General features: G+C 67.6%; 22 protein-coding genes. 4 read left to right on the top strand and 18 right to left on the bottom strand.

Features of this window, described 5'->3' with window-relative positions; all coding sequences use genetic code 11:
• Positions 1–174: 174 nt before the first annotated feature.
• On the bottom strand, positions 175–579 hold the full coding sequence (locus ACK4S9_RS11330) for a DUF2141 domain-containing protein (protein ID WP_409725593.1): 405 nt from the start codon (positions 577–579) through the stop codon (positions 175–177).
• A 124-nt stretch (positions 580–703) separates the two neighbouring features.
• Here ACK4S9_RS11330 and ACK4S9_RS11325 point away from each other — a divergent pair, with 124 nt between their 5' ends.
• Positions 704–1,228, top strand: a complete 525-nt coding sequence (locus ACK4S9_RS11325) for a sterol desaturase family protein (protein ID WP_409725591.1) — start codon at positions 704–706, stop codon at positions 1,226–1,228.
• On the opposite strand, the gene crtB is transcribed toward ACK4S9_RS11325, so the two are convergent.
• The 10 genes from crtB to ACK4S9_RS11275 form a co-directional block, all read right to left on the bottom strand.
• The gene (gene crtB, locus ACK4S9_RS11320) at positions 1,134–2,105 is read right to left on the bottom strand and encodes a 15-cis-phytoene synthase CrtB (RefSeq protein WP_409725589.1); all 972 of its coding nucleotides are present in this window, start codon (positions 2,103–2,105) and stop codon (positions 1,134–1,136) included. The genes ACK4S9_RS11325 and crtB overlap by 95 nt on opposite strands.
• Positions 2,102–3,655, bottom strand: a complete 1,554-nt coding sequence (locus ACK4S9_RS11315) for a phytoene desaturase (protein ID WP_409725587.1) — start codon at positions 3,653–3,655, stop codon at positions 2,102–2,104. Before ACK4S9_RS11315 ends, crtB begins: the two co-directional genes overlap by 4 nt.
• Positions 3,652–4,833, bottom strand: coding sequence for a lycopene beta-cyclase CrtY (gene crtY / locus ACK4S9_RS11310; protein WP_409725585.1), 1,182 nt, complete (start codon positions 4,831–4,833; stop codon positions 3,652–3,654). Before crtY ends, ACK4S9_RS11315 begins: the two co-directional genes overlap by 4 nt.
• Positions 4,826–6,133, bottom strand: a complete 1,308-nt coding sequence (locus tag ACK4S9_RS11305) for a glycosyltransferase (protein ID WP_409725583.1) — start codon at positions 6,131–6,133, stop codon at positions 4,826–4,828. Before ACK4S9_RS11305 ends, crtY begins: the two co-directional genes overlap by 8 nt.
• A gap of 18 nt (positions 6,134–6,151) precedes the next feature.
• Entirely contained in the window at positions 6,152–7,153 is a 1,002-nt protein-coding gene (locus tag ACK4S9_RS11300) for a polyprenyl synthetase family protein (RefSeq protein WP_409725581.1), read from the bottom strand.
• 361 nt (positions 7,154–7,514) lie between these two features.
• Positions 7,515–8,528, bottom strand: coding sequence for a porin (locus ACK4S9_RS11295; protein ID WP_409725579.1), 1,014 nt, complete (start codon positions 8,526–8,528; stop codon positions 7,515–7,517).
• A 134-nt stretch (positions 8,529–8,662) separates the two neighbouring features.
• The gene (locus ACK4S9_RS11290) at positions 8,663–9,871 is read right to left on the bottom strand and encodes an ATP-binding protein (protein WP_409725577.1); all 1,209 of its coding nucleotides are present in this window, start codon (positions 9,869–9,871) and stop codon (positions 8,663–8,665) included.
• A gap of 88 nt (positions 9,872–9,959) precedes the next feature.
• A complete protein-coding gene (locus ACK4S9_RS11285) occupies positions 9,960–11,387 on the bottom strand; it encodes a cytochrome P450 (RefSeq protein ID WP_409725575.1) in 1,428 nt (475 codons plus the stop codon).
• Between the two features lie 74 nt (positions 11,388–11,461).
• A complete protein-coding gene (locus ACK4S9_RS11280; protein WP_409725573.1) occupies positions 11,462–12,238 on the bottom strand; it encodes a LytR/AlgR family response regulator transcription factor in 777 nt (258 codons plus the stop codon).
• A gap of 101 nt (positions 12,239–12,339) precedes the next feature.
• Positions 12,340–13,608, bottom strand: coding sequence for a sensor histidine kinase (locus tag ACK4S9_RS11275; RefSeq protein ID WP_409725571.1), 1,269 nt, complete (start codon positions 13,606–13,608; stop codon positions 12,340–12,342).
• A gap of 275 nt (positions 13,609–13,883) precedes the next feature.
• Between ACK4S9_RS11275 and ACK4S9_RS11270 the strand changes: the two genes are divergently transcribed.
• Entirely contained in the window at positions 13,884–14,822 is a 939-nt protein-coding gene (locus ACK4S9_RS11270) for an exopolyphosphatase (protein WP_409725569.1), read from the top strand.
• 5 nt (positions 14,823–14,827) lie between these two features.
• On the opposite strand, the gene ACK4S9_RS11265 is transcribed toward ACK4S9_RS11270, so the two are convergent.
• The 5 genes from ACK4S9_RS11265 to ACK4S9_RS11245 form a co-directional block, all read right to left on the bottom strand.
• Positions 14,828–15,238, bottom strand: coding sequence for a hypothetical protein (locus ACK4S9_RS11265; RefSeq protein WP_409725566.1), 411 nt, complete (start codon positions 15,236–15,238; stop codon positions 14,828–14,830).
• Positions 15,235–15,543, bottom strand: a complete 309-nt coding sequence (locus ACK4S9_RS11260) for a metalloregulator ArsR/SmtB family transcription factor (RefSeq protein ID WP_409725561.1) — start codon at positions 15,541–15,543, stop codon at positions 15,235–15,237. The genes ACK4S9_RS11265 and ACK4S9_RS11260 overlap by 4 nt, the downstream gene beginning before the upstream one ends.
• A gap of 79 nt (positions 15,544–15,622) precedes the next feature.
• A complete protein-coding gene (locus ACK4S9_RS11255; RefSeq protein ID WP_409725559.1) occupies positions 15,623–18,013 on the bottom strand; it encodes an EAL domain-containing protein in 2,391 nt (796 codons plus the stop codon).
• Between the two features lie 130 nt (positions 18,014–18,143).
• Positions 18,144–19,412, bottom strand: a complete 1,269-nt coding sequence (locus ACK4S9_RS11250; RefSeq protein WP_409725556.1) for a nitronate monooxygenase — start codon at positions 19,410–19,412, stop codon at positions 18,144–18,146.
• Positions 19,413–19,549: 137 nt separating this feature from the next.
• Entirely contained in the window at positions 19,550–20,035 is a 486-nt protein-coding gene (locus tag ACK4S9_RS11245; RefSeq protein ID WP_227800642.1) for a YajQ family cyclic di-GMP-binding protein, read from the bottom strand.
• 157 nt (positions 20,036–20,192) lie between these two features.
• Between ACK4S9_RS11245 and murB the strand changes: the two genes are divergently transcribed.
• Complete coding sequence (gene murB, locus ACK4S9_RS11240) at positions 20,193–21,221, top strand: UDP-N-acetylmuramate dehydrogenase (protein ID WP_409725552.1); 1,029 nt, start codon at positions 20,193–20,195, stop codon at positions 21,219–21,221.
• A gap of 201 nt (positions 21,222–21,422) precedes the next feature.
• Positions 21,423–22,139, top strand: coding sequence for an SDR family oxidoreductase (locus ACK4S9_RS11235; protein ID WP_409725549.1), 717 nt, complete (start codon positions 21,423–21,425; stop codon positions 22,137–22,139).
• Between the two features lie 21 nt (positions 22,140–22,160).
• On the opposite strand, the gene ACK4S9_RS11230 is transcribed toward ACK4S9_RS11235, so the two are convergent.
• Together ACK4S9_RS11230 and ACK4S9_RS11225 are read right to left on the bottom strand one after the other, a co-directional pair.
• Positions 22,161–24,776, bottom strand: coding sequence for an EAL domain-containing protein (locus ACK4S9_RS11230; RefSeq protein WP_409725547.1), 2,616 nt, complete (start codon positions 24,774–24,776; stop codon positions 22,161–22,163).
• Between the two features lie 66 nt (positions 24,777–24,842).
• Positions 24,843–25,237: GIY-YIG nuclease family protein (locus ACK4S9_RS11225; RefSeq protein WP_409725544.1), on the bottom strand; the 395-nt coding region annotated here is incomplete at its 5' end.

Genomic DNA, 25,237 nt, shown 5'->3' with positions numbered 1-25,237 from the left:
CGTGTTATGGACACGGCCGGAAACGCTGCCCGGCCTCTCGTGGAGTGCAAAGATACATGAAGAGTTAATCGATTCCTATCGTTATTTTCGGACCCTCCCGACATGCGTCAGGAAGGTGCGCGGCTGCCATGCGCGGGCGTCGCTGTGGGGCGTGGGCGGCACGCTTTCAGTGCGTCAATGCAGCTTGATCGGCGCGACCGTGGTCCCGTCGCGCACTTCGATGGCGGCATCGTCGAAACCCGGCGGGCCGAAGCGGCTGGCGGCGTCGCGGCTGAAGCCGTAGTTCTCCTTGGGGATGCCGATGAAGTTGCGGTCGAGCTGGTTGTTTTCGTTCTCGTCCTGGTAGGCCAGTACCGCCCAGGTGCCGGGCGGAATATCCTTCAGGCTGACCACGGTCTCGCCGGCCCGGGCCGGGACCGAGGCGCTGTAGGCGCACTGCTTGAGGAAGCGCTCGCGGTCGCACACGGCGACATTGACCTTGCCCTTGCCGCCGGCGACGTTCGATACCCGTACTTCGACCGTGGCGGCCGATGCGGGCAGCGCCAGCAGCAGGGCGCAGGAAAGCAGTAGGTGACGCATGGATGTCCTTTCATTGATGAGAATGCTTGTACCGTCGCTGAACCGCGGCGCGCCGCGTGCGGCGCTTGTGCGGCGCGGCGCCTGTGGTAGGCTCGATGTATTCCATTGATCCTGTTTATTCGCCATGCTGCTCAACGCCTTCATCGTCGTGCTCACCGTCGTGCTGATGGAAGTGTTTTCCATCGTCGCGCACAAGTATGTGATGCATGGCTTCGGCTGGGGCTGGCACCGCTCGCACCATGAGCCGCGCACCGGGTGGTTCGAGAAGAACGACCTGTACGCCGTGGTGTTCGCGGGCGTGGCGATCGCCCTGATCTGGTTCGGCACCGAAGGCGCCTGGCCGCTGCAGTGGATCGGCGCCGGCATGACCGCCTATGGCGCCCTGTACTTCGTCGCCCACGACGGCCTGGTGCACCAGCGCTGGCCCTTCCGCTACACGCCGCGCAGCGGCTACCTCAAGCGCCTGTACCAGGCCCACCGCATGCACCACGCGGTCGAAGGCAAGGATGGCGCCGTGTCCTTCGGCTTCCTGTACGCGCCGCCGGTCCACAAGCTCAAGCAGGCCTTGCATGCGCGGCATGGGGGGCGTCCGCCGCGCCGCCCGGACGCTGCCACAGCGCCGGATCGCGCGGCAGCGCAGGACCACTGAAACGCGAGCCGAGGGCGCCGGCCGCCCCCTTCGCCAGCAGCCACAGCTTGGCCGCCTTGCCGGTGCCGGTGCGCGCGTCCCAGGCATGCGCCCCGCGCCGCTTGACCTCGATGCCGATCTGCCGGTAGACGTTGCGCGCGCTGGCGATCGCCCAGGCCGAACGCAGCGGCAGGGCGGCGATGCCGGCACCGGCCGATGCGTAGTAGGGCTCGGCGTGGTCGACCAGGCGCGCCGCCACCTTGGCCAACTGCGCCCGGTAGCGCGGATCGGCCAGCGCGGACGGCGGAATGCCGGCTTCGCGCAGCCACTGCGCCGGCAGGTAGCAGCGGCCCATGCGGGCGTCCTCGACGATGTCGCGGGCAATGTTGGTCAGCTGGAAGGCCAGCCCCAGGTCGCAGGCGCGGTCCAGCACGCGCGGGTCGTGCGCACCCATGATCGAGGCCATCATCAGCCCGACCACGCCGGCCACGTGGTAGCAGTAGCGTAGCGTGTCCTCGATGCTCTCGTAGTGGGTCTGCTGCACGTCCATCGCGAAGCCGGCCAGGTGGTCGAGCGCGAAGCGCGGGTCGATGCGGTGGCGCAGCGCCACTTCCTGGAAGGCGGCGAAGGCCGGGTCGCGCATCGGTTCGCCAGCATAGGCGCGCCGGGTCTGGTCTTCGAGCACGGCCAGCTTGGCGGCGGCATCGCGCGGCGCGCCGCCCGGCAGCTTGAAACCGAGCTCCTGGCCGTCGACGACGTCGTCGCAGTGGCGGCACCAGGCATACAGCATCAGCACGCTGCGCCGCGTGCCAGGATCGAACAGGCGCGCCGCGGCGGCAAAGCTCTTGGACCCGACCTCGATGGTGCGGGTGGCATGGTCCATCAGCTCCTGGCTCATGCGCGCAGCTCCCGCACCGCCGGCGCCGGCGCGCGCGACTGCGCGGCCTCCGCGATCATCAATCCGGCGGTCGCCTTGGCCGAGCCGATCACGCCCGGCACGCCGGCGCCCGGATGGGTGCCCGCGCCCACCAGGTAGAGGTTGGACAGCTCGCTGTCGCGGTTGTGCGGACGGAACCAGGCGCTCTGGGTCAGGATCGGCTCGAGCGAGAAGGCCGAACCCAGGTGGGCATTGAGCTGGTCGCGGAAGTCGACCGGGGTGAAGAAGCGGCTGGTGACCAGCTGGCTGCGCAGGCCCGGCATGTAGCGCTCTTCGAGGTAGTCGAAGATGCGGTCGCGGTAGCGCGGGCCCTCGCTTGACCAGTCGATCGGCGCATTGCCCAGGTGCGGCACCGGCGCCAGCACGTAGTGGCTGCCGCAGCCGGGCGGGGCCAGCGACGGGTCGGTGACGCAGGGCGCGTGCAGGTAGAGCGAGAAATCCTCGGCCAGTTCCTGTCCCTGGAAAATGTCCTTGATCAGCTCGCGGTAGCGCGGGCCGAAGCAGACCGTGTGGTGCTGCAACTGCTCGTGGTGCTTGTCCAGGCCGAAGTAGAGCACGAACAGCGAATTGCTGAAGCGCTTCTTCTGCAGCGCCGCGCCTTGTTGCGCGCCGCGCGGGTGCGCGCCGAGCAGCTTGGCATAGGTGTGCACCACGTCGGCGTTCGAGGCCACCGCATCGGCGCCAAACAGGCGGCCGTCTTCCACCCGCACCCCGGTGACGCGGTTTCCGGATGCCTCGATGTGCGCCACCGGCGCGTTCAGCTCGATGCGCCCGCCGATGTCCTGGAACAGCTTGACCATGCCGCGCACCAGGGCGCCGGTGCCGCCGCGCGGGAACCACACGCCCCATTGCCGTTCCAATGCGTGAATGAGGGTGTAGATCGAACTCGTGGCGAAGGGGTTGCCGCCCACCAGCAGCGAATGGAAGGAGAAGGCCTGGCGCAGCTGCTCGTCCTGGATGAACTTCGCCACCAGGCCATAGACGCTGCGCCAGGCCTGCAGGCGCGCCAGCTGCGGACCCGCCGCGATCATGTCGCGGAAGGACAGGAAAGGCACGGCGCCCAGCTTCAGGTAGCCCTCGTCGAACACGGCCTTCGAATAGGCCAGGAAGCGGCGGTAGCCTTCCACGTCGGCCGGGTTGCGCGCATGGATCTGGCGGTCGAGCGCCTCCTGGTCGTTGGCGTAATCGAAGTGGCTGCCGTCTTCCCAGCACAGGCGGTAGAAGGGCGCCACCGGCAACAGCTCGACGTAGTCGGACAGGCGCTTGCCGGCGACGGTGAACAGCTCCTCGATGCAGGAGGGGTCGGTGATCACCGTCGGCCCGGCGTCGAAGACGAAGCCTTCGTCTTCATAGACATAGGCGCGCCCGCCCGGCTTGTCGCGTTTTTCGAGCAGCGTGACCTGCATGCCGCTGGCCTGCAGCCGGATGGCGAGCGCGAGGCCGCCGAAACCGGCGCCGACCACCACGGCCCGTTTGTCTTGTGCGATGCGATCGCTTGTGAACTGAGTCATGATGGTTTCCTGATCTGGTCGGGGTGGATCTTGCATGCCGCTGCCAGGGCTTGCCCCACCGGCACCGGCGGTTTGCCGCTGAGAACCCGCGCCTTGTCGGCCAGGCGTGGCCGGCCGGCATAGAAGCGTGCGATCAGCGGCGCCGGCAGGCGGTAGAAGCGCTGCATCACGCGCCAGCGCTGTTCGGGGCGGCCGGCGAGGAAGAGCATGCGGTTGAGCAGGCGGAAGAAGCGCTGCCCCTGCCATTCGCGCCGCGCCTCCGCGCGGATCGCCGCGAACAGCTGCGGCGCCTCGAACGCGGGCAGGGCGGCGACGGCGTCGGCCAGGCGCACCGCATGCGGCAGCGAATAGCCGGTGGTCGGGTGGAACAGGCCGGCGCGCAGGCCGCTGCTGGGCTGTCCGCCCAGCTCGTCCCAGAAGGCGTCGAAGTCGCCGGCCAGCACGATCGGCAGCGAGCCGTGTTCCTCGCGCAGGACTTCGGCTGTCTGCCAGCCGCGCGCGGCCACGTAGGCCGCGATGTTGGCGCGCAGCCGTTCCGGCTGCCAGGCGGCGCTGTCGACGTAGTGGGTGTCCTCGACCAGCAACCGGTCCGGGCCGAAGGGCAGCAGGTAGACGAAGCGGTAGCCGCCCTGCTGGGCCACGGTGGCGTCCATGATGACCGGGTGGTCCAGGCCGTGCGGCGCGGCCAGGCGCAGCTCCTGGCCCAGGAAGGTCTGGTAGCCCAGCGAGAGCCGGGGACTGGGGCGCATGCCGCGCCCGTCAACGACGGCGCGCGCGTGGATGCGCCGGCCGTCGCGCAGGCGCACGCCCGTCGGCGTGAGCGATTCGATGCGCGCGCCGGTGAGCAGGGCGGCGCCCAGCGCCGGCTCGATCACGCGCGCGAAGTCGTTCGAGGCGATGCTGGCGTAGCCGCCCTCGAGCGTGCGCGCCAGGTCCGGGAAGGCGACGTCGTAGCGCGGCCAGCGCCGGCTGACCAGCGGGGCGATCCAGGCCGCCTGGTCCGGGCTCAGGTCGGAATCGTGGAAGGACCAGGTGTGGTTGCCGCCGATGTGTTCGTCGCTTTCCAGCAGCAGGATGCGCAGCTCCGGGCGCAGGCTGCGCAGGCGCCAGGCCAGCAGGCCGTTGGCGAGTCCGCCGCCGGCCAGCACCAGGTCGTAGTCGGGCGTGGGCTTATCCAAGGTTGGCGGCGTCCATGGCAAGCGGCCGACGCATACCCGGCAAGGCCGCCTCGATGATGTCGGCCGCGCGCGGCGTGCCGCCGGCGCCGGCCACGCTGCCGGCCAGGGCGTCCAGGCGGGTGCGGAAGCTGTTTTCTTCGAGCAGGCGGCGCAGCAGGCGCGCCAACTGCGCGCTGCCGGCCAGGCGCGCGGATGCCTTCAGGCCGATGCCGGCGTGGACGATGCGCGCGGCGGTGCCGGGCTGGTCGAACGCGATCGGCAGGGCCAGGATCGGCGTGCGTGCGGCGATCGCGTCCATCACCGTGTTCGAGCCGGCATGCGAGACCACCGCGTCGGCGCGCTCGAGCGCCGCCTGCTGGTCGGCGAAGCCGCAGACCCAGGTGGCGCCGGCCGCCTCGAGGGCGCGCTCCTGGCGGGCATCCAGGCCGCCGCAGTGAGCGACCAGCAACTGCGCGTCGAGCGCGCGGCAGGCTCGCGCGATGCGCTTGAACAGCGCCAGGCGTCCGCCCTGCATGGTGCCCAGCGAGGCGAACACGAAGGGCTTGCCGGCCGCGATCGCAGGCATGAAGTGCCGGTTCGGGCCGCCGGCATGCGCGCCGGTCGGACGCAGCGGCCCCACGTGGTGAAAGTGCGGCGGCAAGGCGCGGCGCGGGAAGTCGAAGGCGCTGACGGTCTGGCTGAGCTGGGCCAGCGGCGACAGGCATTCGTGCAGGGCACCGCGTTCGCCCAGGCCGAAGCGGCGCGCGTTGGCGGCAATGCTGCGGCGGTGCGGGCTCATCATCCAGTCGTAGACGCGGGTGCTGCCTTCGTAGATCTTGCGCGTGCGCTCGTCCTCGGCATAGTCGAAGGGCATGACGGCCAGCGGAATGCCCGGTTCGCGGTTCACCGGCAGGGCGCAGGCCACCGAGACGAAGGGCAGGCCGAGCCCTTCGGCGACCAGGCCCCCGGCCGCTTCCATCTGGTCGGCGATGATGGCGTCGATGCCGAGCGCGTCGATGGCGCGCGGCAGTTCATGGCACAGCATGTCGGTGCTGCCCGCCATGTCGAGGATCACGCGGCGCAGGCCGAGCGGACTGCCCGGGTTGGCGGCGCGCCGCAGCACGGCCGCCAGCGAACCGGGCGGATGGCTCGCGGCGCCCACCGCGTGAAAGCCCACGCGCGGATCCCTGACGTAGGCGGCCGCATCGGGGCGGTGCACGAAGGTGACGCGGTGGCCGCGCTCCACCAGTTCGCCGGCGAGCGCGCCCAGGGCGCTGAAATGGCTATAGAAGGCGGGTGCGACGACCCCGAAGTGCGCCATGTGATGTCTTTTCGCCTTTCAGTTCACCACGGCTTCGCGGCTGCGCGCCGCATCGGCGCCCGCCACGGCAGTCTCTGCGGGGCAATGCGCGCGCCCACGGCCTGGCGCGAACAGGCTGTCCACGAACAGGCAGGTCGCGGCCGTGGGGCCGAGGGCCGCCACCAGGTGCTGCTGCGCCTCGTGCAGGTGCCGGGCCAGGCGGCGCTGCGTCTCCTCGACGCCGAGCGCGGCGAGCACGGTGGCCTTGCCGTGATCCTGGCCGGTGTCCTTGCCGCTCTCCATGCCGGTCAGGGCGATGTCCTTGCCCGGCAGGTCGATCAGGTCGTCACGGATCTGGAAGGCATGGCCGGCCGCCAGCGCGAAGGCGCGCAGCGAGGCCGCCACGCGCTCGTCGGCCTGGCAGACGATGGCCGCCATGTCGACGGCGACGCCGAGCAGCACCCCGGTCTTGAGTTCATTGGTGGTGGCGATGTCGTCGAGCGTGCGCGCGCCGCCGTGCAGGTCCTGGAACTGGCCGCGCACCAGGCCCTGGGTGCCGACGGTTTCGGCCAATTTGGCCACCAGGCGGGCCCGGGTAACGGGGGGAATGTCGCCGGCGCCGGCCAGCACGCCGAAGGCGCGGCTCAGCAGGGCGACCGAGGCCAGGATGGCGACGTCTTCGCCGTACTGGACGTGGACGGCCGGCTTGCCGCGCCGCAGCCGGGCATTGTCCATGCAGGGCAGGTCGTCGAGCACCAGCGATGCCGCATGCACCATTTCGACGGCGCAGGCGACGTCGACCAGTGCCGGCGAGTTGCAGCCGAGGTCGCGCGCCACCAGCATGACCAGCAGCGGGCGCATGCGCTTGCCCGCGCCGAGGGCGCCGGCGCGCATTGCCGCGCCCAGCAGGTCGGCGCCGTCGCCGGACTCGGCCAGCAAGACGGCCATGCGTTCCTCGACGCGCTCGCGCAGCGCGAGCAGGCCGTGCGGATCGTGCTCTTCGCCCGGCGCCAAGGTAAAGCCATTGATGGAAGCGTTCATGGCTCCGTTGAACCGCTGTGACTTTCGTGTCATGTGCCATCCCCTTGTCGTCGAGAGCCAGAACAATAATTGCTAAATTTGCCGACGATCATACCGGAAGCAATATTGGGAATTCGATAATTTTTCAATTGTGCGCACGGGTGTTGAGGTGCATGCGTGTTCCAGCCTGCGAACGACCGCATGGGTGTGGCAAACGTATTAAACTTGAAAATTAGGCCAGATTCGCTATCGTGGCAAATGTTCACCGGGTCAAGCGCGGGACGAAGATGGTGCGTCCCGGCGCACATCCGGGACAAAACGAAAAAGGCCGGCAGGGCCGGCCTTTCCGAGGCACGCGGCGGGCGCCGCGTGGCGATGCTGCTTAGAACGAGTGGCGGATACCCACGTTGAACACGCGCGGATCGGCGCCCAGTGCGCTTGCCGGCGGCGTCACGGTCACCGACGAGGAGGTGATGCCGAAGGCGGCGCGGCCATTGTTGCGCAGTTGGGCGTAGGTCGTGTAGATGTTGGTGCGCTTCGACAGCGCGTAGGTGTAACCCACCGCCACGGTGGTGCCCTTGGCGCCGTTCTCGAGCTTTTGCTGCTGGAAATTGACGAGGAACTTGCTGGGGCCGGCGGTGTAGGTGCCGCCCAGGTTGGCGTTCTTGTACTCGTTGTTGGCGCCGGTCGGGTCGGCCACCAGGTAGTTGCCCTTCACTTCGAAGGCGCCGAAGCTGTAGCCCGCGCCGAAGGCGTACTCCTTGTCGTCGCCGGTGGCCAGGCGCTCGAGCTGGTGGTAGCCGGCGCCCAGGTACAGGCCGCCGTTCTTGTATTCCAGCGACACGCCCATCAGGTCGCCCGACGGATCGACCGTTTTTTCGCCGGTCGAGTAGGCGGCGTTGACGGAGAAGCCGCCCGCCGCATTGCTCTTGTAGTTGACCGAGTTGGCCAGGCGGCGGGTCAGGCGGCCGCTGGTGAAGGCCGACAGGTTGCTGCCGTACAGGCCCTGGCCCAGCGCGTCGGTGGCGGCGGCCACGGCGGCGATCGGGCTGTATTCGCGGCCCACGGTCAGGGTGCCGAAGCTGCCTTGCAGGCCGACCACGGCGCGGCGGCCGAACAGGGTCGAATCGGCGGCGCCGGTATCCAGGGCGACGCCCGCTTCGATGTTGAACAGTGCTTTCAGGCCATTGCCCAGGTCTTCGGTGCCGCGAAAGCCGATGCGGCTGCTCGACTGGTTGCCCGAATTGATCACGGTACGGCTGTCTTCACCCGGTGCGTCGGTGTCTTCCACGCCGATGGCCGCGTCCATCACGCCGTAGATCTGGACGCTGGTCTGGGCGTTGGCGAGCAGTGGCAGGGAGGACAGCAGCGCGGCTGCCAGGTACTTGAACTTCATGAAGAGCTCCTTTGGTTTGGACAGGATGTCGAGTTCTCGATGAACTCAGATCGACGCGGATCTTACCTAGCGAATATGTCTGCTTAATGACATGTTGCTACGTGACATGCTGATATGCCAAAGGGGCATGGACCTCAGTTCGTGGTGTTCTCCCCGATGATGCGGCCGGCAAGCGGCAGCGCGATCTCGATGGTGGTACCCGACATGCCCTCGCTGCTGATGGTGATCTCGCCGTCCATGGCCCAGACCCGTTCGCGCATGCCGACCAGGCCGAGCGATTCCTTCTTTTCCATGTCTTCGGAGCGGATGCCGCGGCCGTCGTCGCGGATGCTCAAGAGCAGTTCGTCGTCGAGACGATCGAGCTCGAGCACGACCTGGGTGGCCCCGGCGTGGCGCGCGATGTTGGTGAGCGCCTCTTGCACGATGCGGAACACGGCGGTGCTGGCGGTATCGTCCAGGCGCAGTTCGGCCTCGTCGGCCAGCAGGGTGCAGGCGATCCCGTGACGCTCGACGAAGTCGTCGCGCAAGCCCTGCAGCGCGAAGTACAGGCCGCCTTCGTCGAGGGCGCGCGGGCGCAGGTTGGTGGCGATACGGCGCAGCGAGGCGATCGCCATCAGGAGGTTGCTTTCCATGCCCTCGATCAGGCGCTGGCTAGGCTCGGGCAACTGGTTGTTCCCCTGCAGCAGGGTCAGGTCCATGCGCAGCGAGGCCAGCAGTTGCCCGAGGTCGTCGTGCAGCTCGCGCGCGATGTGGGTGCGCTCTTCTTCGCGGATGGTCTGCAGCGCCGACGACAGCTGGCGCAGCTGGTCGTGCGAGCGCGCCAGCTTCTGCTGCACCAGGTGGCGTTCGGAGACGTCGCGCAGGATCACGGTGCAGACTTCGTGCCCGTCGTGCTCGACGGTGGAGATCGAGCCCTCGATCGGGAACAGCTGGCCGTTGGCGCGGATGCCGGTGACGGCGTAATCGGTGGCGCGCCGTCCGGCGCGCCCGCCGCCGGCAGGGAAGTAGTCGCAGGGCGCCCTGGCATTGCGTACCGACGCCTGGATGAAGCGGGCCAGCGAGCTGCCCTGCATGGCGCCGACGCTGCTGGCGAACATCTGGGCCGCGGCCGGGTTGGCGAACAGGATCACCGCCTCTTCGTCGATCGAGAGAATGGCGTCGCTGGCGCTGTGCACGATGCGGCGGCTGTCGAAGGCGCGCACCGGGCGATGCACGGCGCGCGCACGGCGCAGTGCGGCGACGGCCTGGCCGGCGCAGTAACCGCCCAGGAAGGAGAACACGAGAACCGCCGTGCCCGGACCGCGCCGGCGCAAGCGTCGCTGTGGTGGCCGCTGAATGCTCATGCAGAAGCTGCAAGGAAAGGCCTGGAGGCCGGGAGCTCTACATTACGGTGTGGCGGCGCACAGCGGATTGAGGCCACACAAGACCGTTCTAGCCTAGCTGGAAGCGCAGCGCAAAATTGTCCAGCGTCCCCGGCAGCCGTTCCGGGTCTAGCGCCAGCCCGCCGGTCTGCGCCAGCGGGCGAGCGTCGAGCAGGGTGGCCAGCATGGCGCTGCTCAGCATCAGCACCAGATGGCGCCCCGGGCACATCACCGGACCGTCGCTGAAGGGAACCAGGGGCCAGTCGTGGCCGGCGGTCCGGCCGTCCAGCCACAGCTCCGGCGTGAAGCGGTCGGCGTGCTCCAGGCGGGTATCGTCGCGGTGGAAGAAGGGGGCGTGGATCAGGATGCCGGTGTCGGCCGGCATGCTGCCATGTTCCCAGCGCGTCTCGGACGTGCTCTGGCGCAGCACCATGGGCGTGGTTGGCCACAGGCGCAGCGCTTCGAGCATGCAGGCGCGCAGGAAGGGCAGGGGCTGCCCGGCCTGGTGCGCCGCGATCTCCTCGCGGGCGCGCGCCAGCTGTGCGGGATGGCTGGCGAGCAGGGCCAGGGCGCGGAAACTCGCCATCACGGCGGCGTCGAAGGCGAACAGCCATTGCGGCACCTGCTGCCGCGGCGCTGTCGTGGCGCTGCGCGCGATCCCTGCCATGTGGCCGGCCAGGCTGCCCGGCTCGGCGCGCTCGAGGTACATCTGGATGCGCGCCAGGAAGCGCTCGCGCTTGGCCGGCATCTTCGGGTGGAAACCGGCCCAGTTGGCGGCCCCGCGCAGGCGCACGATCAGGTCCTGCAATTCCTGGTCCTCGGCGGCGCTGTTGCCCAACACCACCCGCCGGATCAGGCGGTACCAGCCTTCGGACCAGGTTTTCCAGTCGAGCGTACCGCTGGCCTGCGCCAGCATGCGCGCGGCCTCTTCCTCGACGATGGGCAGGAAGCTGGCGGCCATCCGATGCATCGGATGCGCGGTGTCGAGCGCAGCCTCGTTGAAGCGGCGCCGGTCGGCGCGCTCGGGACCGGTCGACAGCAGCACACCCTTCGGTTCGAAGTGCGACAGCGCGGCGCGCTTCTCGGTGCTGACGGCGGAAAACGGGACCGGCGATTCGTCCAGCACGCGCTGGGCGTGGGCCGGATCCAGCACCACCGCCTGCTTGCGGATCGGCAACGGCAGCATCAGGGGGCCGGGGCCGTACTTGTCGCGCAGCTTCTGCATGCGCCGGATGGCGCGGCGATGGGTGTCGAAGCGCTCGGCCAGGGCCATCATCGGCGGACGGCGGATGATCACGCCCTGCGCCACCACCGGGGCGAAGACCTCCAGGCCGAGGGCGAGGGTGTCGAACAGGCTGGCGCGCGGCAAGCCGTCATCGTGATTGGCGTGGGTAGCGGGAGCGGTCCGGGCGATGCGCCGGCCGGCAGCCAGTCCGGCGCCGAAGGCGCCGAGCACGCCGGCGGCCAGCAGCAGGGTGTCCTTGCGCGAATTCCTCATGGTTTATCCTGTCGAGTTCGTAAAACTTGACTGTACGACTTTCGACAGGACGGGCGCGCACGGCCCCGCCGGAATTACATCTGCTTGAACAGGTGCAGGAAGCTGCGGCTCACTTCGAGCTTTTCCGGCCTGCCCTTGACCAGCACCAGGTGCCGTCCGCGGATATCGCGGGTCACGCCTTCGATCGCGTTGACGTTGACCAGGGTGGCGCGGTGGATCTGCCAGAACAGCGAGGGGTCGAGCTCTTCGGCCAGGTCGCGCACCGGCTTGCGGATCAGGGCTTCGAAGCTGGCGGTCTGCACGCAGGTGTATTTTTCGTCGGAGCGGAAGAACAGGATATCCTCCACCGGAATCATGCGCAGGTCTTGTCCAATGCTGGCCTGGATCCACTGCAAATGCTTGGGCTTGGGCGCGGCGATCTTCTCGGCCAGTTGCGACAGCATCGCCTGCACGCTGTCGTTGACGCTGGCTTTCTCGCTCGGGCGCTCGAGGCGCTGCTTGAGGCGGTCCACCGTGAGCTTCAGGCGCTCCGGTTCGGTGGGCTTGAGCACGTAGTCGATGGCGCCGCGCTCGAAGGCTTCCACCGCATACTGGTCGTAGGCCGTGACGAACACGATCTGGCTGCGCGCGCCGATGTCGCGCGCAGCTTCCATGCCGGTCTTGCCCGGCATGCGGATGTCGAGGAAGGTCAGGTCCGGCCCCAGCTGCTCGACCAGTGCCACCGCTTCCTCACCGTTCTTGGCTTCGCCAATGATGTCGAGTTCCGGCCAGGCCTCGGACAGGCGCAGGCGCAGCTGGTCGCGCATGAGTCGTTCGTCATCGGCGATGATCGCGGTAGGTGCGGTAGGCATGCTTGTCCCTGTAGCTATGTGGTTATTTGTTGATTATTCAATGAAACAGCGCGCCAGGCAAGCACCCGGCGGGCCGCCGGCCGGCGCGCATGCACCCTGGGTCAACTCGCCTTGGCGAGCTGGTAAGGCACCTCGATCATGGCGATCACGCCGCTCGGGCTGTTGGCCGCGATGTGCAGCTGGCCGGCGTCGCCGTGCAGCAGCTTGAGACGGTCGCGGATGGTCTGCAGCCCGAGGCCGGTGCCGTCGCTCGGCATGACCCCGAAGCCGACCCCGTCGTCGGTGACGGTGACAAGCAGCTTGCTGTCGACCACCTCGGCCTGGATCTTGAGGGTGCCGCCTTCCGGCTTGCATTCGAGGCCGTGCTTGATCGCGTTCTCGACCATCGACTGCAGCATCATCGGCGGGAAGGCGGCGCTGCGCAGGCCGTCCGGCACCTGCATCACCACCGTCAGGCGCTCCTCCATGCGCATCTTGAGCAGGGCCAGGTAGGCCGTGACCATGTCCACCTCGCGCCCCAGACCCGTCACCACGGCGTTGTCGCGCATCTGCGGCAGCACCGCGCGCAGGTACTGGATCAGACTGCGCTGCATGGCCGAGGCGCGCGGCGGGTCGACCTGGATCAGGTGCTCGACCGAAGCCAGGGTGTTGAACAGGAAGTGCGGCTCGACCTGGGCCTGCATCATCTGCATCCTGGTTTCCGACAGCTGGCGCTGCATCGCTTCGCGCTCGGCCGCCGCGTTGGCCAGTTGCGATTGCGCTTCGGCGCGCTTCTTGCCGCCGACCAGGGCCTTGGTGCCGAACAGGGCCAGCACGAACAGCAGCACGAAGTTCATGAACCAGGTCGAGGCCTGCTTGTGGTAGCGCGACACCTTCTGCTCGGCGGCGTCCTCCACCGCGGCGTCGATCGCGTTCGACAGTTCCTCGCTGATCTGGGGCGGTAGTTCGATGTGGACCGATTCGCCGTTGCTGCCCGCGGCAGGGGCCGGCGCGGCGCTCGGCGCCGCCGGGGCGGCCGGCGCATCGGGCGCATCCGGTGCGCCGTCGGCGTCCGGCGGGCTCGGCGGTTCTGGCGGCGTGGTGGCGTTGCGCGGCCGGTTGCGCGGATGGAAGCGGATGCCGCTCTCGTCGATCAGGATGGCGGCGTCGCCGCCGCGCCGCTCGCGCTCGGCGCGCGCCACGTATTCTTCGGCCGGCCCGGAAAACAGTTCTTCCTGCAGGATGGCCCCGGCGGTCAGGGTCAGGATCGCAAACAGGAAAAACTTCCACCATGACAGCTGGGTGACCCAAGTCGCCACGGCGTCGAAGCCGCGGTAGAGCCACGACAGGACGCTCGAAAAATAATGCGGATTGGTGTCTCTTGCTTGCATGCTCATTATTCACTCTGGGTGCAAGCGGCGAGTGTACCTCTTCGCCGCTGGCGCGTGCCGGAAATACAACATCCGCGGCAACGACAACTGTTGGGATGATGCAACTTTACCCCTCGCCCCGCTTTGCAGCCAGCGTCGTGCGACAGCCTGCACGATCCGGGGAATGGATGGCGTCCGGCCAGGATGCGTGATCGCAAAAGCTGACAAACGGAAACGTTGCAATGTATGATCTTTAGACCGCAGTCCCGCTTTCCGACTCCAGAAAGGAAGTGCAGATGTCAGCCGCCCAGAAAAAATTTCGACTCGTAACCCGTAGCGACTTCGACGGACTGGTGTGCGCGGTGCTGCTCAAGCACCTCGACCTGATCGACGACATCCTGTTCGTGCATCCGAAAGACATGCAGGACGGCAAGATCGCCATCAGCGCACGCGACATCACGACCAACCTGCCCTATGTCGCGGCGGCCCACCTGGCCTTCGACCACCATTTATCCGAAACCATCCGCAACACGGGTAGGCGCGACAACCACGTCATCCATCCCGAGGCCCCCTCGGCGGCGCGGGTGGTCTACGACCACTACGGCGGCGCCAGGACCTTCCCGGCCGCCTGGAACGAGATGATGGCGGCGGTCGACAAGGGCGATTCGGCGCGCTTCTCGCGCGAGGAGGTGCTGTTCCCGCAGGGCTGGAACCTGCTGAACTTCCTGATGGACGCGCGCACCGGCCTGGGGCGCTTCCACGAGTTCCGCATTTCCAACTACCAGCTGATGATGGCCCTGATCGACTATTGCGCCGAGCACCCGATCGAAAAAATCATGGAACTGCCCGACGTGCGCGAGCGCACCACGCTGTACTTCGAGCACAGCGAGCGTTGCAAGGAGCAGATCCGGCGCTGCGCCCGCGTCCACAAGAACCTGGTGGTGCTCGACCTGCGCGACGAAGCGGTGATCTATGCCGGCAACCGCTTCATCATCTACGCCTTGTTCCCCGAGACCAATATCTCGATCCACGTGCTGTGGGGCGTGAAGCAGCAGAACACCGTGTTCGCCACCGGCAAGTCGATCCTGAACCGGACCTCGAACACCAACATCGGCGCCCTGATGCTGGAGTACGGCGGGGGCGGGCACGAGAACGCCGGCACCTGCCAGGTGGACAACGAGATGGCCGAGGACGTGCTCGGCGCCCTCATCAACCGGATCAACAAGGACGGCTGAACGCGTCAGTTGCCGGCCCGGCGTGCGCCGATACGGATGCAGCCGAGCGCGGCGCAGGTCACCGCGGTGCCCAAGGCCAGGCCCCCGATCATCCCTGCGATGCCGAGCGGGGCGGCAAGCCAGGCGAGCATGTAGCCGAGGCCACCCAGCACCAGGGCCCAGCCGGCGAAGCGGCGCGCGGCCTGGTCGGCGCCAGGGGAGGCGCAGCGCATGCGGGCCGTCAGTGCCTTCGGGATTGCGTTCGCATACACCACGACGACGACGCCCAGCAGGGCGCCGGAGAAACGCCGCGCCCATTCCGGATCGAGGTAGGACGGCGCGGCCCAGGCCAGCAGGGCACAGGCCCCGAGGATGCAGGCAGCCGCCAGCACGGCGCGGCACAGGTGGGAAAGGCGGGACGACGGGGACGGCTTCATGGTTGCTCCTTCTTGGGTGGAACAGCGGATGCGTCTGGCCGGCTGAGGTTCAGTCCGAAGGCTTGCGCGAATCCGAGCAAGGCGTCTTCGAGCACCGACAGCCTGAGCCGGTAGGTAATGGTGCGGCCGTGCTTTTCCGGTTCGATCAACCCGGCCGCGACCAGCACGGCGAAGTGGGCCGACATGGTCGGCTTGGACACGTCGAACAGGTCGGCCAGTTCGCCGGCGCCCATCGGTCCCCGTTGAAGGTGCTGGAGGACGGCGCGGCGGGTCGGATCGGAAAGGGCTTTGAAAACGGAAGTCATGATCGATTGTTAGCTAAATATCGAACTATTGCAAGCGCTTTCACGCTCGCCGTGCTGGAAAATGCGGGAGGGATGGCGGCTACCGGGCGTGGTAGCGCTGGTCCAGCATCTGCCTTACCGCCTCCGGCAGCAGCGGTTCGCTGAACCATTGCCCCTGCAGCTGGTCGCAGCCGTGCGAGCGCAGGAAGTCCACTTGCGCCTCGGTCTCGACCGCTTCGCCCACCACCGCCAGGTCGAGGTTGTGGCCGATGTCGATCAGGGTCTTGGCCAGCCGGTTGGCGCCGCTGCCGTCGCCCTCACGGGCGATCTCGTGCACCGCCGCCTTCGAGAGCTTGACCTGGCGCACCGAGAGCTGGCGCAGGAAGGACAGGTCGGAAATCCCCTTGCCGAATTCGTCGAGCGAGAGCGCCACGCCGACCTCGCGCAGCTGCGCCGACAGGTCGCGCCCGAGTGCCGGGTTGCGGATCAGGTCGGCTTCGGGAATCTCGATCTCCAGGCTGCCGGGCGGCAGGGCATAGCGCCCCATGCGTTCGGCCAGGCCCGGGACGAAGCCGTGCTGGCTGTATTCGCGGTGCGAGACGTTCACCGATACCGGCAGGCCGGTGTAGCCGAGCTGGCGCAGCTCCCGCAGGAAGGCGCAGGCCTGGTCCAGCACCCAGTTGCCGATCTCGATCATTTTGCCCGATTCCTCTGCCTCGGCCAGGAAGTCGGCCGGCAGCATGATGCCATTCTTCGGGTGGCGCCAGCGCAGCAGGGCCTCGAAGCCGCGCACCTTGCCGCTCCTGGCGTCCATGCGCGGCTGGAACAGCAGGAACAGTTCGTCGTGCTCGAGGGCGCTGCGGATGCTGTCGGCCAGCGCGGCGCGCTTCTGGCTGGCCGAACGCATCTCGGGCGAGTAGAAATGCACGCCGCCGCCATTGCCCTTGGCGTGGTACATCGCCATGTCGGCCGCGCGCACCAGTTCGGCGGACGAGGCGCCGTCCTGCGGGAACAGCGCCACGCCCATGCTGGCGCCGACCGGAATCTCGTTGCCGCCGAAGGCCACCGGCATCGTCATCGCGCGCTGCAGGCGCTCGGCCATGCGCAGCGTGAAGCGCACCGAGGGCTGGTCGACCAGCACCAGCACGAACTCGTCGCCCGACATGCGCGCCACCGTGTCGCTGTCGCGCACCGCCGATAGCAGGCGGCGCCCGACCACCCTGAGCACCACGTCGCCGGCCTCGTGGCCGAAGGTGTCGTTGATGGTCTTGAAGTTGTCGAGGTCGACGAGGATGGTCGCCACCATCGCCCCGTGGCGCTGGGCCAGGTGCACCGCGTGCTCGAGCCGGTCCCACAGCAGGTTGCGGTTGGCCAGGCCGGTGAGGGGATCGTGGTTGATCTCGTGCTCGAGATGCTCGGTACGCTGCTTGGTGGCGGTGACGTCCTGCAGGATGCCGATGAAATGGGTCACTTCGCCGTGCTCGTCGCGCACCGGGGTGATGGAGAGGTCGTTCCAGAAGATCTCGCCGTTCTTGCGCATGTTGCGGAACACCACATTGACCGCGCGCCGCTCGGCCAGGGCCAGGCGCACCTGGCCGCGCTCGTGGGCATCGAAATCGGGCGCTTGCATGAAACGCGCATCGCGCCCGATCGCTTCCACGGCCGGATAGCCGGCGATGCGTTCGAAGGCCGGGTTGACGTACTCGATGATGTTGTCGCGCCCGGCGCAGCGGGTGATGACGATGCCGTTGCTGGCCGCGTGCAGCGCGCGCTCGCGCAGGAGCAGCTGGTGCTCCTTCTCGCGCCGCTTGGCGATGCTCAGGCCCATCCCGAACAGGTACTGGTCGCCGTCGCAGCCCACCCGCGCGCCGCCGACGATGACCGGGGTCTCGCGCCCGCTGCGCGACACGTAGTTCATCTCCATCGCCACCTCGGCGCCCTCGTCGAACACGCGGCGGAAGTTTTCCATGGCGGTCGCGCGCTCGCGCGGCTCGAACATGTCGAACACGTGGGCGGCGCCGAGTTCGTCCGGCGTCATTTCGGTCATGCGTTCGAGGTTGTGGTTCCAGAGGATGAAGCGGCCGGCGCGGTTGATCGCGTAAAACGTGCCGGGCAGCAGGTCGACGACTTCGGACAGCGGCGTATTGCCGACCCGGTCGGATTCGGACAGCGCATCGGACGGGGCGATCAGGACGGTGGCGCTCCAGCCCCGCGGCTCGCCGCGGCCGTCGTACTGGCGCAGCAGCCCAAGCGTGGCCAGGCCCTCGCGCCCGGCGGCAAAGCGCATGCGCAGCTTGGCCCCGCCGGCGGCGGCCAGGGCGGGCCAGGCGGGCTTGCCGGCGTCGCCGGCGACGAGGTCGAGCAGGGCGCGTCCGGACGCCTGCGCCGGGGTCCAGCCGAACAGCGTCGCGCATGCGGGATTCCAGGTCGCGACCTTGCCCTCGTCATCGGTCAGGAAGCAGACGTGGGCGGACGGTTCGATGGACGACATGCCGGCACCCTTCGCGAAAAGCGCTCATGGGGTGATCAGATTACACGCCTTCGTCCATGCGCGGCGCATAAAGCGCAAAGCCACGGCGAACCGTGGCTTTGAAGATATGGAACAGCAAACGAAGGCTGTGTCAGGCTGCGACGGTCTCCTGCTTCGGCGGCAGGGCGATCTCGTTGTTCACGCTGAACTGGTAGTCCTCGAACACGTGCTGGGCCGACAGGATCTGGTAGCTGCCGTCGGCCAGGCGGTGGGTGGTGTCCTTCAGGCGGTATGTGGTGTGGCCGCAGGTCCAGCAGTTGAAGTTGCGCATATGGGTGCACAGGCAGGTCTTGTCGAACACCGTGATGTTCTTGCCGTCCGGGCTGGCCTGCACCTCGCGGTTGTACGAGTTGATGTAGGCGCAGTTGCCGGTGGCGTCCAGCAGGTAGCCGTAGGATTCGCAGCCCGGGCGGATGCCGGAACCGATCGCCGGCGTGCTTTTCAGCATGCGCATCGGGTAGCCGGTCGGCGAGACGCCGTTGACGATGATGTCTTCCTCGCTGGCGCGGAAGTATTCCTGCTTGACGTGGTCCGGCATGCCGCACTCGTGGGTGACGGTGAAGCGGGTCGCCACCTGCACGCCGCCGGCGCCTTTTTCCAGGAAACCGACCGCGTCCGAGCCGGTGAAGATGCCGCCCGCGGCGATCACCGGGATGTCCAGTTGCTGCGCGCGCATGTAGGCATGGATCTCGTCCATGATGGTGTGCAGGTCGTACTGCTGCCAGTCGTCGATGCCGAAGCCGAGGTGGCCGCCGGCCAGCGGGCCTTCGACGATGATGTAGTCGGGCAGGCGGTCCAGGCGCGCGACCTTCTTCAGGAACAGCTGCAGCGCGCGCACCGAGGACACGATGATGCCCAGCTTGGTATCGCGGAAGCGCGGGTGGTCCTTGATCAGCTCGAAGGAACCCAGGTGCAGGCCGGCCGACATGGTGATGCCGTCGATACCCGCGTCCATGGCCGCCGACAGGCGGGTGCGCAGGGTTTCCTTGGGCGCGTTCATGGTCAGCTTTTCCATGCAGTTCACGAAGATCAGGCCGTCGCCCTTCTTCGCTTCCATGGTCGAGCCCACGTGCAGGCGGGTCGCCTCGGCCAGGCGGTCGAGGTCGAACTGGACCACCGCCTTGTTCATGTTGTTGATATTGAACTTGTAGAGCTTGGTCTTGTCCTTGACGAAGGTGGTGTCGAACTTGCGGTCCGACACGTCTTGCACCATCGCATCGGAGATGTGTCCGATACCGCCGAGGCGGGCGGCCTCGAGGGCCAGCTCCGAGGTCGAGATGTCCACGCCCATCCCGCCGATCATGATGGGCACATATTCCTTGTTGCCCAGCTTCAGGCGGAAATCATCAACACGTTTCATTGCAATCCTTAAACCGCCGTAGTTCCCTACGCGTACATATGCATCGACCAGTCGCGCAGCCGCGCGGCCGTCATTCTACCCCAAGGCGGGGCAGGTTTTGCGCGACACGATCGCGCGCCATTGTCTTGCGGGCAAGCTCAATCGCGGAAGTTGTTGAAGGCCAGCGGCAGCTCCTGCACGTCCTTGCGCAGCATCGCCATGGCGGCTTGCAGGTCGTCGCGCTTGGCGCCGGTGACGCGCACCGATTCGCCCTGGATGCTGGCCTGCACCTTCATCTTGCTTTCCTTGATGAGCTTGGTAATCTTCTTCGCGTCCTCGGTCTCGATGCCGTTGCGCACCTTGATGACCTGCTTGACCTTGTCGCCGCCGATCTTCTCGATCTTGCCTTCGTCGAGGAAACGCACGTCGACCTTGCGCTTGGCCATCTTGTTGATCAGGACGTCCTTGACCTGGCCGAGCTGGAAGTCGGAATCGGCGAACAGGGTCAGTTCCTTGTCCTTTTGCTCGACATTGGCCGAGCTGCCCTTGAAGTCGAAGCGGGTGGTGATTTCCTTGTTCGATTGTTCGACAGCATTCTTCACTTCGACCATGTCTGCTTCGCAGACGACATCAAACGATGGCATGGCGGTTTCCTTTTTCTTGTAAAGCTGAATAGATGAATCCCTCTATTTTAACGGACAACGCCTGCGCTAGGCCACCGGATTTGCCCGTCCGGCAAGGAACGGGGTCAGCCCTGCCTCCCCGCTTCCCCCTATAATGGCCAAAAAACACTGTCATCCTATGCAAGCCGACCTGCCCATCCTCGACGATTTCTCCCTCGCCTCCCTGAACACCTTCCGCATCCCGGCGCGGGCCCGCCATTACCTGGAGGTGAGGGGGGCGGCCCAGCTCGATGCCGTGCGGCGCGATCCGCTGCTGGCCGGGCTGCCGCGCCTGGTGCTGGGCGGCGGCAGCAACATGCTGTTCACCCGCGACTTCGACGGCATCGTCCTGCACATGGCGGGCTTGGGCAAGGAAGTGCTGGGCGAGCGGAACGGCCGCATCCTGGTACGGGCCCAGGCCGGCGAGAACTGGCATGCCTTCGTCCAGTGGACCCTGGCCCAGGGACTGGGCGGGCTGGAAAACCTGTCCCTGATCCCGGGCACGGTGGGGGCGGCGCCGATCCAGAACGTGGGGGCGTACGGGACGGAAACCAAGGACGTTTTCCACTCCCTGAGCGCCTACGACATGGACAGCGGGGAAGTGCGCACCCTGGACGCGGCCGCCTGCCGCTTCGCCTACCGCGACAGCCTCTTCAAGCATCCGGAAGGACGTGCGCTGGTGGTGCTGGACGTCACCTTCGCGCTGCCGGCGGCCTGGTCGCCGAACCTGCGTTATGCCGAACTGGCCCGGGCCGTGGAAGAGGCCGGACTCACCGCGCCGACGCCGCTGGACATCGGGCGCACCGTCGAGGCGATCCGGCGCCGCAAGCTGCCCGACCCAAGCGAGATCGGCAACGCCGGCAGCTTCTTCAAGAACCCGGTCGTCAGCCGGGAACGCTGCGCGCGGCTGCTGGCCGAATTTCCGCAACTGGTGCACCATGCACAGGCGGACGGCAGCGAGAAGCTGGCGGCCGGCTGGCTGATCGACCAGTGCGGCTGGAAGGGCCGGGCGCTGGGAGCGGCGGGCGTGTATCCGAAGCAGGCGCTGGTGCTGGTCAACCTGGGCGGCGCCACCGGCAAGGACGTGGTGCGGCTGGCGCGCGCGATCCAGGCCGACGTCAAGTCGCGCTACGGCGTGGAACTGGAGCCGGAACCGGTATTCATCTAGGCGCAGCTAGGTCGGAAGAGGTCTAGTGATGTGTTGCACGTCAGTACCGTAAGCTTGGAACGTCGTTCCGGCGCAGGCCGGAACCCAATTTTCGCAAGCATCTCGATGCGCTACGAAATTGGGCACCGGCCTCGCCGGTGCGACGGTCTTTCGGTTAGTGGAGAAAATTCAGCAAGCCAGACAGCAGGAACGGAGACGAACATGATCAAGGCAGTCGTGACCGGTCACAGCCGTGGCCTGGGGGCCGCGGTGGCGGCGGAACTGGTGGCGCGCGGCATTCCCGTGCTGGGGCTGGCGCGCGGGCATGCGGAAATAGGCGAAGGGATGGAGCAGGCCGTGGTCGACCTGGGCGACGCGCAAGCCCTGGGCGCCTGGCTGGGCGGGCACACGCTGCGCTCCTTCCTGGCCGGCTGCGATACGGCGCTGCTGGTCAACAATGCCGGCGTGGTGACGCCGGTCGGGCCGCTGGCCGGGCAGGATCCGCTGGCGGCGCTGCGCGCGGCCACGCTCAACGTCGGCGCGCCGCTGGCGCTGTCCGCCGCCTTCGTGCAGGCCGCGCCGCAGGCCGAGCGGCGCATCCTGCACATTTCCAGCGGCGCGGGACGCAGCGCCTACCCGGGCTGGAGCGTCTACTGCGCCACCAAGGCGGCGCTCGACCAGCATGCCCGCGCGGTCGCGCTCGACGGCGACCCGCGGGTGCGCTGCGTCAGCCTGGCGCCGGGCGTGATCGATACCGACATGCAGGCCGAGATCCGGGCCACGCCGGATGCGAACTTCCCGCTCAAGCAGCGCTTCGTCGACATGAAGGAGGGCGGGGTGCTGGTGGCTCCGCGCGATTGCGCGGTGAAGCTGGTGGATTGCCTGCTGTCGCAGCGCTTCGGGCACGAACCGGTCGACGACCTGCGCAACGGCGCATAGCACGAAGGCCGGCCACGCCGGCTACTGCCAGGCCAGCATGGTCTCGAACAGGTCGGCCGGCACCGGGCGCGAGAACAGGTAACCCTGGGCATAGTCGCAGCCCGCGCGGCTCAGGGCCGCGCACTGCTCCGGCGTCTCGACGCCCTCGGCGATGACCTTCAGTCCCAGCTTGTGCGCCATGACGATGATGGTCTCGGTGATCGTGCGGCTGAAATTGTCGTGCACCAGTTCCTTCACAAAAGACTGGTCGATCTTCAGGTAGTCGATGTCGAGGCGCTTCAGGTAGCTCATCGAGGAATAGCCGGTGCCGAAATCGTCGATCGACACCTGCATGCCGCTCGACTGCAGCGCCGCCAGCTTGGCCAGCACGGTATCCGACAGGTTCAGCAGCAGGCCTTCGGTGATCTCGACGTTGATGCAGCGCGGAACCAGGCGGATCTCGTCCAGGTGCGCCACCCAGTCGGCGGCGTCGAGCTGGGACTGGAACTGCACCGGCGACTTGTTGATGCTCACCTGAAAATCGCGCGCCAGCATGTCGGACCAGCGTTTCGAGTAGTGGGCCGCGGTGCGGAATACCCAGTCGCCGATCTCGTGGATCAGGCCGGATTCCTCGGCCACGCCGATGAAGGTGTCCGGCGACAGCAGGGCGCCGGACGCATGGCGCCAGCGCAGCAGGGCTTCGGCCTTGACGATCCGGTTCGAGCCGAGGTCGACGATCGGCTGGAAATACAGCTCCAGCTGGTTGCCGGGCACGGCGTTGCGCAGCTCGGCGAGCAGCTTCAGGCGCCGCAGCGCCGCCGCCTGCATGGTCGCTTCGAAAAAAGTCAGCTGGTTGCGCCCGGCCGCCTTGGAACGGTACATCGCATGGTCGGCGTTGCGCATCAGTTCTTCCGGATCGCGCGCGTCCTCGGGAAAGCGCGCGATGCCGATGCTGCCGGCGATGTAGAGCAACTCCTGCTGGATGGGGAAGGGCTGGGCGAGTGCATCCAGGATCGCCTGCGCGACCCCCTCGACGTGGGCCAGTTCGCGCGTCTCGCTCAGGATCACGGTGAATTCGTCGCCGCCCAGGCGCGCCACCGTGTCGCCCTTGCGCACGCAGGACTGGATGCGCTGGGCCGCCTCGACCAGCAGCAGGTCGCCGGCGTCGTGGCCGAGCAGGTCGTTGACCTCCTTGAAGCGGTCGAGGTCGATGAACAGCAGGGCCAGTTCGTCGCCCTCGTCCTCGGCGTGGCGGATCGCCTGTTCCAGGCGGTCGCGGAACAGGGCGCGGTTGGGCAGGCCGGTTAGCGTGTCGTAATGGGCGCGCCGCTCCAGCTTTTCGGTGAACTGGCGGATCGTTTCGTCGCTGCGCTTGCGGCTGCTGATGTCGTCGATGAAGCCGTACCAGATGGTGCCGCCGTCCGCGGACGGGGCCGGGGTCGCGATCAGCTCGCGCCAGCTGGTTTCGCCGTCCGGCATCGCGAACTTGAACTCGGCGCGCAGCGGCTGCAGTTGCGCCGCCGAGCGCGCCAGCGCGCGCCGCAGGCGGCCCAGGTGCAGCGGCGGGATGCGTGCGCCCACGCAGCCGAGGTCGGCCTGGATGGCTGCCGGCGACAGGCCGAACAGGGCGTGGGCCATGTCGCTGATGAACGGGCAGGCCAGGCTGCCGTCGGCCCGCTGCGCCAGTTCCAGCAGGGCGCCCGGCACCTGCTGGGCCAGCCTGGCGAGCCGCTCGTGGCTGTCCGCCAGGGCTTGCCGCATGTCGCGGGCTTCGGTGATGTCGGTCAGGGTGCCGATCACGCGCAGCGGCCGGCCCTGCGCATCGCGCTCGACGATGCTGCCGCGCGAGCGGACCCAGATCCATTCGCCGCTGAAGCGCCGGATCCGGTATTCGCAGATGTAGGCCGGCGCCTCGCCGGCCAGGTAGCGTTCGAAGCTGCGCAGCACGCGCGCGGCATCGTCGGGATGGATGCGCTTGCGCCAGGTGTGTTCCTGGTTGCGGCTCAGCTCGCAGGTAGCGCCCATGATGTCCTTCCATTTGGCGGAGTAGCTCACGCAGTCCTCGTCGACGCGCCAATCCCAGACGCCTTCCCCGGTTCCGTTCAGCGCCAGCGCCAGGCGCTCTTCGTCGCGTCGCAGCGACTCCGCGAGGCTGCCCTGGACAGCGAAGGCCTGTTCCAGCGCGCGGTGGGCCTGCTGCAGTTTTTCCTCGCGCTCGATGACGTCGGTGATGTCGTGCACCGTGCCGACCAGGTCGGTGCAGCGGCCCTCGCCGTCGAACACGGGCGTGATCGACACCCGGCCGACCTTGCGCCCGGCCGGGAAGTCGGTGTGTTCTTCCCAGCGCTGGGTCTGCCCCGTGCGGATCGCGGTGCGGTAATGCTCACGCACCATGGACAGCGAAGGCTCGGGGATCACCTCGTCGACGGTCTTGCCGATGACCTGCTCGGGCTTCAGGTGGGTGGCCTTGTAGAAAGCCGGGTTCACGTCAATGAAGCGGAAGGTATCGCCGCCCTCGACGGCATAGCGGTAAACGACGTCCTCGATGTTGCGGTAGATGATGGCGGTGGCATCGGCGCTGGCCGTGCCCGGCCACGCGGCCGCTGGTGGGGGAGCGCCGCCGCCGTGCGCGTTGACGGAATCGTTGTCGGGATACATGCGGGCTGGAAGGTGGACAGTGGCCGCCATTCTAGCGCGGAAGGCGTGCGGGCACGGTTCAGGTGATCACGCGGCCAGGGCGGGGTACAGGTCTTGCCACGCAGGATTTGCGGATTGGATGAGATTGATTTTCCAGTCCCGACGCCATTTCTTGATCTGTTTTTCGCGCGTGATGGCCTCGATGATGTCGCCATGGATTTCGTACCAGACGAGTTGGTGTACACGATGGGTTTTGGTGAAGCCATCGACGCAGCCTTCCTTGTGTTGCCAGACACGGCGGATGAGGTCGGAGGTGACGCCGATATAAAGCGTACCGTAGGAGCGGCTGGCCAGAATGTAGACGAAGGATTGTTTATCCATCCGGTATCCTTGCGCCGCCACTCGGGACTGGTGCTGCGGGTACGCAAACAAAGCTTGGGTTCCGGCCTTCGCCGGAACGACGGGGCCGGTGCGACACTTAA

It is taken from the genome of Massilia sp. (assembly GCF_046293535.1).
Taxonomy (GTDB): domain Bacteria; phylum Pseudomonadota; class Gammaproteobacteria; order Burkholderiales; family Burkholderiaceae_D; genus Telluria.
The sequence above is the reverse complement of the archived record's forward strand: the minus strand, read 5'-3'. Positions and strand labels throughout refer to the sequence as shown.

Excerpts from the sequence above, each read along its gene's own strand:
- ACK4S9_RS11245 (WP_227800642.1), bottom strand. The coding sequence starts at position 20,035 with ATGCCATCGTTTGATGTCGTCTGCGAAGCAGACATGGTCGAAGTGAAG.
- ACK4S9_RS11230 (WP_409725547.1), bottom strand. The coding sequence starts at position 24,776 with ATGTATCCCGACAACGATTCCGTCAACGCGCACGGCGGCGGCGCTCCC.
- ACK4S9_RS11270 (WP_409725569.1), top strand. The coding sequence starts at position 13,884 with ATGTCAGCCGCCCAGAAAAAATTTCGACTCGTAACCCGTAGCGACTTC.
- ACK4S9_RS11250 (WP_409725556.1), bottom strand. The coding sequence starts at position 19,412 with ATGAAACGTGTTGATGATTTCCGCCTGAAGCTGGGCAACAAGGAATAT.
- ACK4S9_RS11295 (WP_409725579.1), bottom strand. The coding sequence starts at position 8,528 with ATGAAGTTCAAGTACCTGGCAGCCGCGCTGCTGTCCTCCCTGCCACTG.
- ACK4S9_RS11260 (WP_409725561.1), bottom strand. The coding sequence starts at position 15,543 with ATGACTTCCGTTTTCAAAGCCCTTTCCGATCCGACCCGCCGCGCCGTC.
- ACK4S9_RS11280 (WP_409725573.1), bottom strand. The coding sequence starts at position 12,238 with ATGCCTACCGCACCTACCGCGATCATCGCCGATGACGAACGACTCATG.
- ACK4S9_RS11330 (WP_409725593.1), bottom strand. The coding sequence starts at position 579 with ATGCGTCACCTACTGCTTTCCTGCGCCCTGCTGCTGGCGCTGCCCGCA.
- ACK4S9_RS11265 (WP_409725566.1), bottom strand. The coding sequence starts at position 15,238 with ATGAAGCCGTCCCCGTCGTCCCGCCTTTCCCACCTGTGCCGCGCCGTG.
- murB (WP_409725552.1), top strand. The coding sequence starts at position 20,193 with ATGCAAGCCGACCTGCCCATCCTCGACGATTTCTCCCTCGCCTCCCTG.
- ACK4S9_RS11315 (WP_409725587.1), bottom strand. The coding sequence starts at position 3,655 with ATGACTCAGTTCACAAGCGATCGCATCGCACAAGACAAACGGGCCGTG.
- ACK4S9_RS11325 (WP_409725591.1), top strand. The coding sequence starts at position 704 with ATGCTGCTCAACGCCTTCATCGTCGTGCTCACCGTCGTGCTGATGGAA.
- ACK4S9_RS11275 (WP_409725571.1), bottom strand. The coding sequence starts at position 13,608 with ATGCAAGCAAGAGACACCAATCCGCATTATTTTTCGAGCGTCCTGTCG.
- ACK4S9_RS11300 (WP_409725581.1), bottom strand. The coding sequence starts at position 7,153 with ATGAACGCTTCCATCAATGGCTTTACCTTGGCGCCGGGCGAAGAGCAC.
- ACK4S9_RS11305 (WP_409725583.1), bottom strand. The coding sequence starts at position 6,133 with ATGGCGCACTTCGGGGTCGTCGCACCCGCCTTCTATAGCCATTTCAGC.
- ACK4S9_RS11235 (WP_409725549.1), top strand. The coding sequence starts at position 21,423 with ATGATCAAGGCAGTCGTGACCGGTCACAGCCGTGGCCTGGGGGCCGCG.
- ACK4S9_RS11290 (WP_409725577.1), bottom strand. The coding sequence starts at position 9,871 with ATGAGCATTCAGCGGCCACCACAGCGACGCTTGCGCCGGCGCGGTCCG.
- crtB (WP_409725589.1), bottom strand. The coding sequence starts at position 2,105 with ATGAGCCAGGAGCTGATGGACCATGCCACCCGCACCATCGAGGTCGGG.
- ACK4S9_RS11255 (WP_409725559.1), bottom strand. The coding sequence starts at position 18,013 with ATGTCGTCCATCGAACCGTCCGCCCACGTCTGCTTCCTGACCGATGAC.
- ACK4S9_RS11285 (WP_409725575.1), bottom strand. The coding sequence starts at position 11,387 with ATGAGGAATTCGCGCAAGGACACCCTGCTGCTGGCCGCCGGCGTGCTC.